The organism is Mangrovivirga halotolerans, from assembly GCF_026241165.1.
GTDB classification, from domain to species: domain Bacteria; phylum Bacteroidota; class Bacteroidia; order Cytophagales; family Cyclobacteriaceae; genus Mangrovivirga; species Mangrovivirga halotolerans.
Genome location: NZ_JAPFQN010000002.1, coordinates 279249 through 293770, shown reverse-complemented (window position 1 = coordinate 293770; position 14522 = coordinate 279249). Strand labels below are relative to the sequence as shown.

The 14522-nt window shown below is 36.9% G+C and carries 13 protein-coding genes; all 13 read left to right on the top strand.

Translation table 11 applies throughout. The features are described from left to right. The first annotated feature begins 3 nt into the window (after positions 1–3). Genes OO013_RS02430 through OO013_RS02370 form a run of 13 tightly spaced genes read left to right on the top strand, consistent with a single transcriptional unit; the run spans position 4 to position 14509 of the window. Positions 4–1035 (top strand): hypothetical protein, encoded by a 1032-nt coding sequence (locus OO013_RS02430; RefSeq protein WP_266054998.1) that lies wholly within the window; start codon positions 4–6, stop codon positions 1033–1035. 28 nt (positions 1036–1063) lie between these two features. Then, entirely contained in the window at positions 1064–2644 is a 1581-nt protein-coding gene (locus OO013_RS02425) for a phage tail sheath family protein (RefSeq protein WP_266054996.1), read from the top strand. A 39-nt stretch (positions 2645–2683) separates the two neighbouring features. Then, positions 2684–3121 carry a phage tail protein gene (locus tag OO013_RS02420; RefSeq protein ID WP_266054994.1) on the top strand — a complete coding sequence of 146 codons (438 nt, stop codon included), beginning with the start codon at positions 2684–2686 and terminating at the stop codon, positions 3119–3121. 8 nt (positions 3122–3129) lie between these two features. Continuing rightward, entirely contained in the window at positions 3130–3609 is a 480-nt protein-coding gene (locus OO013_RS02415) for a phage tail protein (RefSeq protein WP_266054993.1), read from the top strand. A 1-nt stretch (position 3610) separates the two neighbouring features. Then, complete coding sequence (locus tag OO013_RS02410; protein WP_266054992.1) at positions 3611–3769, top strand: DUF5908 family protein; 159 nt, start codon at positions 3611–3613, stop codon at positions 3767–3769. A 3-nt stretch (positions 3770–3772) separates the two neighbouring features. Continuing rightward, a complete protein-coding gene (locus OO013_RS02405; RefSeq protein ID WP_266054991.1) occupies positions 3773–4450 on the top strand; it encodes a CIS tube protein in 678 nt (225 codons plus the stop codon). 9 nt (positions 4451–4459) lie between these two features. After that, the gene (gene vgrG / locus OO013_RS02400; RefSeq protein ID WP_266054990.1) at positions 4460–6247 is read left to right on the top strand and encodes a type VI secretion system tip protein VgrG; all 1788 of its coding nucleotides are present in this window, start codon (positions 4460–4462) and stop codon (positions 6245–6247) included. 5 nt (positions 6248–6252) lie between these two features. Then, entirely contained in the window at positions 6253–6540 is a 288-nt protein-coding gene (locus OO013_RS02395; RefSeq protein WP_266054989.1) for a PAAR domain-containing protein, read from the top strand. A gap of 11 nt (positions 6541–6551) precedes the next feature. Then, complete coding sequence (locus OO013_RS02390; RefSeq protein WP_266054988.1) at positions 6552–6983, top strand: GPW/gp25 family protein; 432 nt, start codon at positions 6552–6554, stop codon at positions 6981–6983. A gap of 19 nt (positions 6984–7002) precedes the next feature. Then, positions 7003–10719, top strand: coding sequence for a baseplate J/gp47 family protein (locus OO013_RS02385; protein WP_266054987.1), 3717 nt, complete (start codon positions 7003–7005; stop codon positions 10717–10719). A 27-nt stretch (positions 10720–10746) separates the two neighbouring features. Beyond that, positions 10747–11490 carry an adhesin gene (locus OO013_RS02380; RefSeq protein ID WP_266054986.1) on the top strand — a complete coding sequence of 248 codons (744 nt, stop codon included), beginning with the start codon at positions 10747–10749 and terminating at the stop codon, positions 11488–11490. Further along, the gene (locus OO013_RS02375) at positions 11490–11684 is read left to right on the top strand and encodes a hypothetical protein (RefSeq protein ID WP_266054985.1); all 195 of its coding nucleotides are present in this window, start codon (positions 11490–11492) and stop codon (positions 11682–11684) included. The genes OO013_RS02380 and OO013_RS02375 overlap by 1 nt, the downstream gene beginning before the upstream one ends. A gap of 17 nt (positions 11685–11701) precedes the next feature. Beyond that, a complete protein-coding gene (locus tag OO013_RS02370; RefSeq protein WP_266054984.1) occupies positions 11702–14509 on the top strand; it encodes a baseplate wedge protein in 2808 nt (935 codons plus the stop codon). Positions 14510–14522: the final 13 nt, after the last annotated feature.

Here is a 14522-nt window from a genome sequence, read left to right as displayed (position 1 = left end):
ACTATGATAAAGTTACAGTTCAAATTCAATAAGCTGATCACGCTTTCTTTAAACCATGATTACTTTGATAGTGGCAAGGCAAAGTTCATGACGGTAAACCCTACTGTTCAGACTGCTTTGAAGCTTGAAAAACATGGTTTACTTGAACGTTATCGCGATAATGAACTAGTGATTTTATTTGATAAAGAAAAAGAAGATCTCCTGGCTGATAAACTTGAAAAGGCTGAAAGGCTTGAATTGAACTTTTGGGTTCATTGTTCTGATACTTCCCTGGTGAATTACACCAGTCTGCCTTTAAATCTTCATGAAGGGATTCTTTGTTTTGAAAATTCCAGGGGATCCGAACTTCACCAATTGGATCATGTGTCTGAAAAAGAATTTGTAAAGACTTTTCAGCCAGGTGAAATAATCAGTGATGATTATCAGGAAATTGAACTTCTGGATAACGATCAAAATGTAATTTATAGTGCAACATCAAAAGAGCAACCAGTGTGTTATATGCCTGCTGTTGGAACAGGTATCTATCATATCAGGAAAGATAAAAAGCAAACTGAAAAAATTGTTTGCTTAAGTGAAAGGGTAAAAAGGAAGCCTGTAGGACTGATTAATATTGTCCTGGACAAAAATGATTGTAAAAAAATCACTGGTGATATATCTAAAGGTGATGATCCTCAAACCCGTGATTATGAGATTCATTTTAAAGCAAGAGAAACTTATTGGAAGTACCTGATAGTTTCAAAATATGTTAATGGAATCAAAGAGGCCAGGATTGAGACGAACGACAAGGAGATAAAATTTAGTAAGCCTCAAACAACTGATTTAATCACAGGTCAAAAGGCGGTAAGTTTTGAATCAGCTATTCCACTAGCCATGCATGAGTTTACTCATCATCACTTCCAGCTTGTCAGGAAATCTACTGGCATGGGAAATAAGGTGATATTAAAGCATATGCCGGCACCAGCTCCGGATAGGATAATTCCTGAGTCGCGGTCGGCAGATAGTAAAGTATATTCTGAAATTTTAATATATGTATGATCTTTTTAAAACCAATTACTGATCAACTATGTCACAAAATCTAGCAACGCCAGGCGTTTACGTAGAAGAAAAGAACGCCTTTTCGAATTCTGTTGCAGCTGTGCCTACCGCAGTACCAGCCTTTATCGGCTATACTGAAAAGTCACGACGCGACGGACGCACATTAATTAACAAGCCGGTGAGAATTTCCTCACTTTCTGAATTTTATAATATCTTCGGAGGAGGCCCGACTACAACGTTCAATGTTCAGTCTGCAGATGCAAATGAAGACTATGACTTTGAGATTGGAAACAACGGTTATAAAATCGTTTCTGATAACAAAGCAAGATTTATGCTTTATGATAGCATCAGGCTTTTCTTTGCTAACGGAGGAAGTACCTGCTGGGTAGTTTCTGCCGGAAGTTATTATTCAGAAGTAACATCTTCTGCTCCTGCTTCTAAATCTAAAGACGGAAAAGATTCGAAACAGCCATCTTCAACCACAGAATTAAAACAGAACGCTATTTCTAAGAAGTCTTTACAGGAAGCAATGGATTCTCTTTATGGAGAAGAAGAACCAACAATGCTTGTAATTCCTGAGGCAGTAATGCTTGATGAAGCAGATTGCTTTGCATTACAGCAAGATATGTTATCTCATTGCGGGTACAGAACAAAAAGCCGTTTTGCTATTCTGGATGTTTACGATGGAACAAAAGCTCGTTCTTATGATAAGAATGATGTGATCACTCGTTTCCGTGAAGGTATCGGTTCTAACTTCTTAGCTTATGGAGCTGCTTACTACCCATGGGTATACACTTCAGTAGTTCAAAATGAGGAACTTAGCTATGCTAACATCTCAAATACTGATAAGCTTAAAGAATTATTAAGCAAAGAAGCTGAAGCTAGTGCTCCAAACGCTAAAAAAGCAGATGAGATCAAAGCTGAGATTAATAAAATCGGAGATGCGAATGATATTTCTTCTCTAACTCAAACATTGAAAGTTATCAGCCCGTCTTTCGAAAAAATTCTTCAAAAGATCAAAACCCATTTGAATGTGTTGCCTGCAAGTGCAGCAATGGCTGGTGTTTATACTATGATCGACGGAGAAAGAGGCGTATGGAAAGCTCCTGCAAACTTAACAGTAAGCCAGGCTATCGCTCCAATGGTAAGATTAACTCAAGACGATCAGGAAGACCTTAACGTTACTCCTTCAGGGAAATCTGTTAATGCAATCAGAGCATTTGTTGGTGAAGGTACTACTGTTTGGGGTGCAAGAACTCTTGACGGTAACAGCCAGGACTGGAGATACATCAACGTTAGGAGAACGATCACTTATATTGAGCAATCAATCAAAAAAGCAGCGAAGGCCTATGTTTATGAGCCGAATAACTCAGGTACCTGGGTATTAGTTCGTAGCATGATCAACTCATTCCTTAATGATATCTGGAGACAAGGTGGTCTTGTAGGTTTAACTCCTGCAGATGCTTTTGAAGTTCAGGTTGGACTAGGAAGTACTATGACTCCAAATGATATTCTGGATGGTGTTATGAATATTTCAGTTAAAGTTGCGGTCTCTAGACCAGCTGAATTCATCGTGATCACATTCCAGCAAAAAATGCAGGAATCTTAATTTTTAAATCAAAACATTAACGAATAAACACTAAAAATTATGGCAGAAGAACTATGGCCAGTACCTAAGTTCCACTTTCAGGTAGAGTGGGGCGATGTTGAGGTTGGTTTTCAGGAAGTAACCGGCCTTGAAATGGAAACTCAGTTCATTGAATACAGATCGGGAAATGATCCGGAGTTAGTAACTCGTAAGGTCCCTGGTTTGAAAAAGCACGGAACTATTACACTTAAAAAAGGTGTATTCAGAGATGATCTTACTTTTTATGAGTGGTTTGAAGATGTTCAAACGAATAAAGAAAGAAGAGAAGATGTTATTATCACTCTTTTAGATGAAGAAGATGAGCCAGTAATGATTTGGACTGTCTCTAATGCATTTCCAACAAAAATCTCTGGCCCTGACCTTAAGTCAGATGCTAATGAGATTGCTGTTGAAACACTTGAACTTGCTCATGAGGGTATTGTTCAGGAAGCATCATAATCTAAATTATGACAGATATTAATTATCCGATTCCCGGTTTCAGGTTTGCCGTTTCTTTAATGAAGAAAGACGGAGTGAATACCGGTCAATCGAAACAGTATGATAATAACTTCATGGAAGTAAGTGGTATTTCTGTTGAAATGCCTACTGAAGAATTTCAAGAGGGTGGGGAAAATCGATTTATTCATCGGTTTCCCCAACCTTTGAAATATCCTAACCTGGTACTTAAAAGAGGAAGGTGCCATGCAAGTTCTTCTTTTGTTGACTGGTGTAAAAATACATTTGAAGTCGGGTTAGCGAATGGAGTTACACCTAATAATATTGTGATAAAATTATTAGGAGAGGATATGGAACCGCTGTTTAAATGGACTTTTTATAACGCTTATCCTGTGAAGTGGTCTGTGTCAGGATTGAATAGCCAAAGTAATGAGCTGGTAATTGAATCGATAGAGCTGGCTTATCAGCGGTTTGAGGAAGAATTAAAATGATATGCCTGTAGAAATTAAGGAATTAGTAGTGAGGATCAATGTTAATGATGGACAAAACATCATTAAAAATGATCAGTCAGTGAAGGTTGATAAAAAAGAAATTGTTGACGCTTGCGTTGAGCGGGTAATGCATTTACTTGAAATAAAAAAGGAGAGATAAAAGATGGCGGACGAAAGATCTAAGTTGGAAAAGCTGAAAATCATTTCATATTCGACAGCATCTTATGATTCAAAAGATGAATTGGGTAGTATGTCGGTTTATATGAATCCCAATTCAATTACCAATCAGATGTCCATTAATTATAATGCTGATCAGCCAGATGATACCGAAATGTCTGAGCAGAAATTCAAACATATCAATTCGGAAAAGTTACAGTTTGAAATCTGGTTTGACGGCACTGGGGCTAATGGCAAGGTCATTAGTGTTAGCGAAGAATTGAAAAACCTTCGTGGATTGATTTACGATTATATTGGTTCTTCTCATGAAACTCCTTTTGTAGAGCTTAATTGGGGAAAATCTGTATCCTTTAAAGGAAGAATGGAAAGCATGAATGTTACCCATACATTGTTTGCTCCAAATGGTGATTCTTTAAGAGCTAAAGTAAACCTTGGTTTTGTAAGTGCCAGAACACTTGAAGAACAGGTGAAAAGGCAAAATAGAAATTCTCCCGATTTATCTCATTTAATTACTGTCAAAATAGGAGATAACCTACCTCAGATGTGTAAAAAGGTCTATGGTGATCCTCAATATTATATGCAGGTAGCTCAAATTAATGGGCTGACAAGCTTCAGAGACCTGAAGCCTGGTATGGAACTAAGTTTTCCACCTTTAAAGAAATAATTATCCATTATGAATAATTTGATAGAGAAAAGTGGGTTGGTAACTACTACTATTTTGATCAATGGTGCGGAAGTGCCTGGACAATATGGTGTTATATTCATTAGGGTAGATAAAGAAATTAACAAAGTATCATCGGCAACTGTCGAGTTTACAGATGGTGGAACAGGTGAGTCTCAGAATTTCGAATTAAGTAATGATGATCTTTTTAGTGCTGGCAATGAAATAGAAATTAAAGCGGGTTATAAAAGTGAAGAAGAAATAATTTTTAAGGGAGTAATCATAAAGCAAAATCTAAGGATTATGCGTTCGGGAGGCTCCAGGTTTATTATTGATTGTAAACATAAAGCAGTAAAAACCACACTTACAAGGAAAAACCGGGTGTTTTTTGATTCGACAGACGCTGATGCAATAAACAAAATTTTCGGAGACTATGAATTCGAAAATGAAGTTGAAGATACTGAAACCACTCATCCCGAGTTGGTACAGCATCATGCAACTGATTGGGATTTTATCTTAATGCGCTCTGATATTAATGGCTTACTTGTTAATACAGGCGATGAAAAACTAACAATAAAGAAAATAGATTTAGCAGAGGAGCCTGTTCTTGAAGTAGGGTACGGTTCAGGGTTACTTTCTTTTAATGCTGATGTTGATGCCAGAAACCAGTTTAATGCTGTTAATGCTTATGCCTGGGATTCTTCAAACCTGGAACTGATCGATTCATCAGGAGAAGCAGTCGGTGAACTTGAAGTTGGAGAAAAAAAATCTGAAGAACTGGCTTCTGTTTTTGGTATAGAAGATGTGCCACTTCAATCACCTGCTTTTATGCAGCAATCAATGCTCAAGGCATGGGCCGATGCAAAAATAACACGGTCCAGGTTGGCTAAGGTCAGGGGAAATATGACTGTTATCGGCAACTATTATGTCAACCCGGGCAATTTTATAAAACTAGATGGTTTAAGTAAGCAGTTTAATGGTAAGAACTATATTTCAGGCGTAACACATATTATTGAAGAAGGCGACTGGACAACTGATTTCAGGTTAGGCTTATCATATGATTGGTATACAGAGGAACGCCCTTATATTAATAGTCAGACTGCATCCGGATTGTCTCCTTCTATTCAGGGATTACATGCCGGATTGGTAAAACAGATCCATGAAGATCCTGATGGTAATTATCGTGTACAGGTGACTATTCCAACTTTACAACAGGATAATATGCCACTGTGGGCACGATTATCAAATACTTATGCCACTGCTGATGCCGGGATGTTTTTTTACCCCGAGATCGGAGATGAAGTGTTAATCGGTTTTCTCAATGATGAACCCCAACATCCTGTGATATTGGGCACATTATACGGTAAACAAAAAAAGCCTAAATATACTCCTGAGGAAGAAAATCCAACTAAATCAATTTTTACAAAAGGAGAGCTTGAAATAAAGTTTAACGACGCTGATAAAGTGTTAACTATATCCACTCCTGGGGGGAATATATTTACTCTCGATGATGACCAGAAAAAAATCACTGTTTTAAATGAAGAAAATGGTAATACAATCGAGATGTCTGATGCCGGGATCAGCCTGCAATCAGATGCTGATATCGTATTGAAAGCTCAGGGTAATATTTCCATGGAATCAGGGCAAGATACAATAGTAAAAGCCACCGGTGATTTTAATGGTGAGGGAATTAATGTAAACATGGCAGGATCGGCAAAGTTTGCTGCTGAAGGTGCTCAGGCTGAATTGTCAGCATCTGCAACTGCTGTGATAAAAGGAAGTTTAGTCCAAATAAATTAATAGATATGTTGCCTGCTGCAAGAATAGGAGATAATCATGTTTGTCCAATGGTAACGGGGACTGTTCCTCATGTGGGCGGACCTGTATCAATAGGAGAACCAACTGTGCTTATAGCCGGTGTTCCCGCAGCGAGAGTTGGAGATATGTGCGTGTGTACTGGCCCACCTGATACAATTGCAGTCGGATCAGGAACAGTTTTAATCGGTGGAATGCCTGCAGCACGAATGGGTGATACTACTGCTCATGGAGGTTCGATAGTTATGGGTGAACCAACAGTATTAATTGGAGGTTAGAAAAAATTGTAATGAAAAATAGAAAATCATTTCTTGGAGTTGGATGGAAATTTCCTCCATCATTCGAAAAGCGAACTGGAAGCGTTGTTCTGGTATCAGAAGATAATGATATCCGGGAAAGCTTATGGATTCTTCTATCAACAAAACCAGGTGAAAGAATTATGAATCCTGATTATGGATGTGATTTAAAATTTGTTGCCTTTGAGTCTATCAATAATTCATTGATTGAAACAATAAGATCTCGAATTGAAATGGCAGTTTTATATCACGAACCCAGAATAAATCTTGATGATGTTGAGGTTACTCAAGATAAAGATAATGACGGTCTTGTTCACATCAATCTTGTATATACTGTCAGAAAGACAAACGTACGTACAAACATGGTCTATCCTTATTATATAATCGAAGGAACTGATCTAAAGTCAAAGGATAAAATTAAATAGATATTGATAAGTGCAGCGAATGGAATCAGGTAAAATTTCGGTAAAAGGGAATAGCGGTACAACACAAAGAAGTCGTTTTTTCAAGGCGCTGAATAACCAGTATGTTAAAATTGATGAGCGTTCTTTTGAAGATCTTCTGGTTTACACTAAAGGATTGTCAAAACTTATCAATTATTTTAATAATAACAACGAGGTAGACGGAGACTGGTCATATTTTTTCTCTGATGAAACTGTAATACTGGCAGCGATCATTGATAGTGAACCAGCAAAACTGGAAGACAGGTTTAAGAAAGCAATCTCTAAGGCCCGCCTCTTTAAAAAAGAATCCAGAAAGATTAAATATCTGCTCAGGGCAATTAAGGAGGTTTACTCGTTAGCATTGAATTTTGAAGAGTGGTACAAAGAGCTAAAAAATGTTGAAGAATTTACCCAAAGTCAGGTTAATATCAGAAATGAGATATTTAATGCGATTTCTTCAAAATTAAATAAGGCTCTCGATGATTTAAAAGTTATTTCTTCACTTAAAGAATTAAAGTCCCAGTCATTCGATTTTAATGATTTCAGTCCGGTTTGGCAATTAAATGAAGATCAGCAATCTGAAAAAATATCTTTTAAAGCAGCACCCGAGAAGCTTCAGGAAACTTTCCAAAGTTTCTATGAGACACTTCTTTATCTGAAATCTAAAACTCCTGATTACCTTAGGCAATCACTGGAAAGCGATATTCACTATCCGGAAATCGCCCTTTTCCTATCCTTTTTAAAAATATTTGAACATGCTCAGGATGGCTTAAATGGGTTGACAGCCAAACACCTTGATTTTTATTTCTCGAAGATTCTTCAACAAAGAAAAGATGAGTCTGAACTGGATAAAATATTTCTTCAATTTAAATTAAATGACGAGGCTGAATTTGTAAATATTAAGGAGGGGACTAAATTTCTTGCTGAGCTTAAATCTGGGAAAAAGGATAAAATATATATAGCTGATAATGAAATTCTGGTTAATAAGGCAGAAATAAAACAACTCAAATCTATTTTTATTGACCGGGATTACCTGAACATAAAAGGTAAGGAAAGGATATTAGTAAGTAATGTGTTGACCAATGATTTTCCTGAAGAGCATTATACTACCGGCGGATATTCTGACCTTAAGGTAAAAAAACCTTATGCTGTTTTTGGTGAATCTCAACAAGGAAAGGGTCTGAATGAAAAAACTATGGATACAGCAAATGTTGGGTTTGCTATATCTTCACCGGTTTTATTTTTATCAGAGGGAGTAAGAGAAATTCAAGTTGTATTACAATTTTCAGAGTTATCCTTCGAACTCCTGGAGCAATATCTTAAAGATTTAAGTATTAAATATGAAAACTCTGTAGAAGAGGTTTTTGTAAAGGTATTTGCCGATGCTTTTAATATCAAATTAACATCCTCTGAAGGATGGTTAAATGTTAACAGATATGTAATAACTCAGAATGTTAAGAAAAAAGCTTTACGAATAAATTTTGATATTGATAAAGCGGCTCCGGCGATTATCGGATATGACAAAAAGATACATGAGGGTAACTTCAAGACAGACTTACCAGTAATAAAGCTGGAATTGAATGATCATACTTTTACTTATCCATACTCGCTAATCAGTTCACTGGTTTTAGAACAGGTTCAGTTCGATGTAAAAGTTTCTGAATACAAAAACCTCCAGGTACACAATCAAATAGGTCGTTTAAATCATAATGCACCGTTTATTCCATTTGGTCCAATGCCTAAAGCCGGGTCTTACCTGGTTATCGGCTCAAATGAAGTTTTTCAGAAATCTATCGACAACCTGGAAGTAAATATAGACTGGTTTGATTTACCCGACCATAAAAGTGGTTTTTCCCAACATTACAAAGAATATAAGTCTGATATAGATAATACATCTTTTGAGTTTTCGCTTTCTGTTCTTGATAACGGTGGTTGGAAGCCTCAGGAAAAGGGACAGCAACAAAAATTCAAGCTATTCAGAACCAAAGATAAAGGAGCATTTAAAGCTCCGTCACCGGCAGCACCGTTACAGTCACATACTGTTATTTCAGGAATTGACGTAAGCAAGATAAAGCAAGCTCCTAACTACGCTGCCATCAACCGGGATCTTGCGCTTTCAGCCGGAACTCAGCGTGGTTTTATACGATTAGAACTTGTTAATCCACGTAATGGGTTCGGGCATGATGTTTATCCGGCTATTTTGTCTGAGGTTACAATCGAAAATTCCCGAACCGGATTACTTAAAAATAAAGAAAAGAGTAAGCAGGATTTACCTGCAAAACCCTATACTCCTCAGATAAGCTCATTATCTCTGAATTATGAAGCTTCATCTGCAATTTCGCTGATAGATCGGTCAAAAAGAGATTCGAAGAAACAAAATGAAGCAGGACAACTGTTTTACCTTCATCCTCATGGTGAAAACCTTGTTTATCCGGATAATGCCGCGCAATCGACTACTTTATTGCCTGGATTTGGTTATGAAGGTGCGCTACTAATCGGTTTGTCAGGTATTCGGGCACCTCAATTACTTAATTTATTTGTCGAAATGATCGATGAATATACTATTTCGTCAGAAATAGATCCTCCGGAGATCGAATGGAGTTATCTGGCCAACGATAAATGGTATACGCTGGCTCCGTCAAAAATACTCAGGGATGAAACAAACAGGTTTCTGAGAACCGGTATTATTACTTTAGAAATACCTGCTGATATTTCAACAGGTAATTCGACTTTGGATAAAGATCTTTTCTGGATCAGGGCTGCGGCGGTTAAAAATGCAGAAGCTGCATCAAGTTTACTTTCAGCAGGCACCCAGGTCATTACAGCAAGCCTTTCTTCAGAGTCAGTTCTCGAAGATGATTACCTGGAGAATCCGTTACCTGCATTTACGGTAAAGCGATCGGTAAATAATATTGAAGGGATTCAGCGGATTACACAGCCACTACCTTCATTTGGAGGTAAACCCGAAGAAGATAATGACTCTTTTTATATAGGTGTTGGGGAAAGGCTTCGACATAAACAACGGGCTATTACCATTTGGGATTACGAGCGACTGGTACTGGATGAATTTCCACAGGTCCACCGTGCCACCTGCCTGCCAAATATGTCTAGTGAAAAAGTTCATGCACCCGGAAATATATTAATGATCGTAACACCGGGAGCCGATAATGCAGTAAACAAAAGTGAGCCAATGGCAAGTAGTGAACTGCTATATGATATAAAGGATCGACTGAATAAGCAGATATCACCTTTTATCAAACTTGAAGTTAGAAACCCGCATTACGAGCGGATTAAAATAATTTGTGCAGTTAAGTTTTCTGATGGATATAACTATGGTTACTACATCCAGAAACTTAATGAACAAATCAACAGGTATCTGACAGGAACCTTGCAATCACAAAACAGAAATGTTGAGTTAGGAGGCACTATCCATAGTTCGGATATACTTAGTTTTTTACGAACTCTGCCTTATGTAGAGTTTATCACTCGTTTTTCTATGATTCAGGTTGCCCGTGATTATCAGGGAAACCATCAATTGATCGATACTGCAAGGGTGAATTCAGAAAAGTCATCACTGACAGCTACCAAACCTTGGTCAGTACTTGTTCCTGCACCGGAACATCAGATATCTGTACTGATTAATAAGTCTGAAGAGGTATCCAGACAGGCTGGTATCGATTATCTGGAACTGGGACACGATTTTATTATTGAAGATTAATGAATTTAACTTTTTGATTATAAGGATATGCCATTACAAAACAGAGAGACACTTCGGGGATTTTTCAGGAAAGGTAATTTGCCTACTGAAAACAACTTTAATGATCTGATCGACTCAGTAATAAACAGGGTTGACGATGGTATTTCAAAAACTACCGATGAGGGACTAATGCTTTCGCCAATTGGTACTTCTGAAAAACTGGTCAGTTTTTACAAGAGTATTGAAGATAAAAGCCCTGCCTGGAGTTTCAACGTTAACCGCGGAAATTCTAATCTGAATATTAACAATAACCTCGGTGATAGCATCATGACTCTCCAACATGATGGCAAAGTCGGGATCAATAACGAGAATCCGGAAGAAGAACTGGATGTGGATGGAACCATCGGCATGAAGTCGAGAAAAGGTAAGCTTCATACCGGTAAAATCCCTGCGGATGGAAAGTGGCATCCGGTGGTTACCGAACTTAACGGTTGCCATGCATTTGAGGTAGTGGCAGGAGCAGGAAAGAAAAAAACAGGTAAATATGCTCTGATTCATGCTCTGGCCTTATCTACGTTTGGTAAGTCTAAGAGTAAAATCAAAATCACGCAGGCATACTATGGAGTAAGGTGTAATATGATCAGGTTAAGATGGACCGGTACAACTTACAATTACCAGCTAGAAATGCGTACAAGATGTGATTATGGGGGAGATTTCTTTGTTAATTATCATATCGCTGGTATGTGGGAAGATACATTTATGGATAATAGTTTAGGAATTAAGGAGGAGTAATGGATAACAATAAGATGGAAATAACTTTAAAAGTTACGGTAGAAGAGGGAAATATGATCTTTAAAGGGTTGGGAAAGCTTCCTTTTGAAGAAGTATATGAGTTGATAGGGAAATTAAATGACCAGGCTAATCGTCAATTGGCTGAAAATGCTGGTAATAATAATTCGTCATTTGATCATTTGAACAATATTTAACAGGGGAACTTTATTCGATGATTCAACCAATATTCATAGAAAAGAAGCAAAGGAAAGAGAAGCAATTCGACTATGAAGCTTTAAGGGCTGAAGGAATCAAACTTATTCAGCAACTGGCAGGAGAATACTGGACAGACTTCAACACGCATGATCCGGGAGTAACTATATTAGAACAATTGTGCTTTGCAATATCAGAGCTTGCCTATCGCACTGATTTTAATATTGAAGATCTTCTGTTTCGCGAAGGGAAAAAAGAACATTCGTTTTTCAGGCCCGACCAGGTATTGCCTTGTAATGCATTAACAATAAATGATTATCGTAAACTTCTATTTGATTCTGTTTTTGAAATTAAGAATGTCTGGTTACAACCAATCGATAATAATAAGAACTCCTTAAATGGCTTATATAGTATTTTGCTGGATATTGATGAGGGAATCACCTCGAAATCAGCAAGAAATAATGTTTTAAGCAAAGCCAAAAAAGTATTTCTTAACAATAGAAATCTTTGTGAGGATATTGAAGAGATTCAAATATTAGAACACCTGCCTGTTGTTCTCCATGCTGAAATTGAATTAAGCGGTACGGAAAGTGCAGAGAAAGTAATGGGGGAGCTTTTATACCGGGTGGATGAATATTTGTGTCCTCAAATGAAATTTTATTCCCTTCAGGAACTTATTGAAGAAGGTTTTACCCTGAATGAGATTTTTGAAGGACCTCTGTTAAAACATGGTTTTATAAAAACCAATGAATTACCTCCTAAAACTGATAAAATAATGATTTCTGAATTAATGAAAGTCATTATGCAGGTTGAAGGAGTAAATAGTGTTAAAAACCTCTTCATTGAAGCTGATGGTCAATATCATTACAATCAATTAGATATACCTTTCGGGATGTTAGCACGACTCGAAACTGACCTTGAATCATTTGAAGATGAATTACCGATAGAGCTGACTAAAGGAAGGGTTAGTTATGCACATATTGAGAAACAAAAAGTGGCTCGTAATTTAAATGAGTTACGCTCAGCAAACAAAAGGGTTTACCGTCTGAGTGAGGAAACTATTGACGTTCCCGAAGGAAAAAAGGTAGATACAAATTCATATTATTCAATTCAAAATCATTTCCCTCAGGTATATGGTTTGGGTATTGATGGGATCTCTTCTTATGCATCACCGGAAAGAAAAGCCCAGGTAATGCAATTGAAGGGATATTTGATGTTATTTGAACAAATTCTGGTAAATTATCTTGCCCAGCTTTCTGGCGTGGGACAGTTACTTTCCTTCAAGAATACCGAGCAGAAAACGTATTTTTACAAAACCCTGGATGAGGTACCTTATGCAGATAAGCTTTATAAAACTATCAATGAAGGAATTGATCCGGTTAGTTTCAGACAACAGGTAATTCCCTCTAATTATCTGGAAGGTTTAAAAAGTCTTACTGAGGTTACAGATGATTATGTTGACAGAAGAGGAAGATTCCTTGATTATCTACTGGCACTTCATGGTGAATCTTTTCCTGAGGTAGGTACTCAATCCTTTAAATATTATTTTCCGGAAAAAACAGATGATTTCTTATTAAAGAATAAAACCAGACTGCTGGAATTTATTCCTTTCATAAATAAGAATCGAAATAGGGGGGTAGATTATGAACAAGACTTCTCTAACGAAGGAAATGTTGCAGGTCTTGAAGTAAAGTTAAGTGTTTTACTCGGTCTTAACTTTTATTCAATCAACGACAGCATAATATCAGATAATATTTCGTTGATCGATCATTTTAAAAATCAAAAGTTATCCATCACTGAAAAGGTTAAAAAGCCGGGTAAACCTAAAGGCGCAATAGATAAAAAATATTTTGAAGATAACTTCGATTATATTGATCTTGAAGAGTTGGGAGAGAATGAAGTAGATGAAAATACTTTTAAATCTCTGAATATCTTTTCGGAGGGGAAAATCGATGAGGAATTTCTTAGAGAAGGACTTACTCTTGAAAATTATCAGGTGGGTCCTGACAATCATAATGAAGGAAAATTTATTGCCGCATTTTCTTCTCCAAACAGTTCATACCCCATTGCACTGGGTTCTTTTGAAAGCGAAGAAGAAGCTTCTAATGTGGTAATAACTTTAATTGACCTGCTTAAGGAAATGAACCTTAAATGCGAAGGGCTTCATTTAATTGAACATATCCTGCTCAGACCAGATGTTAATGACAGGAAGTTTGGTATTTATATTCTTGATGAAAATGGTAACAGGCTTTTAAGAAGTAAGCAGTGTTTTACCTTTTCAGAAAGGTTGGCGATGGTCAAAAAATTAAAACCTTTTATAACTGGTGAAGAATATTATTCGGTAGAAACTACTAGCACCAAGGATTTTGAAATCCAGTTTAATGTTGACGATCAGAACATTAATTTCGTTAGTGTCAAACCAGATATTTCGGTAGAAAAAACGCACGAAATCAAAGAAAAACTCTATCGCTTCATGTCAGATGAAGATGATATAGTGCCTTTTGAGAATAAAATTGATTTCTTTATCCAGAATGATGAGAATGGCCCCTTAATTCCGGAAGATTTTTTCGAATATCGAATCACTATGATTTTCCCGTCATGGACGGCAAGATTCAATGATCCTGAATTCAGATCCGTGGTGGAAGAAACCGTTAGAATTAATCAGCCAGCAAATATTGATACCCGCTTATTCTGGTTTAGCATTACCCAAATGAAAAAATTTGAAAAGCTCTACAAAAATTGGGTGATTGGGCTTAAAGAAAATGATAAAACAGCATTGGATGAATATTCAAAAGAATTGATCCTGATTTTGTTAGGAGAAAACTAAAGTTGATTTTTTT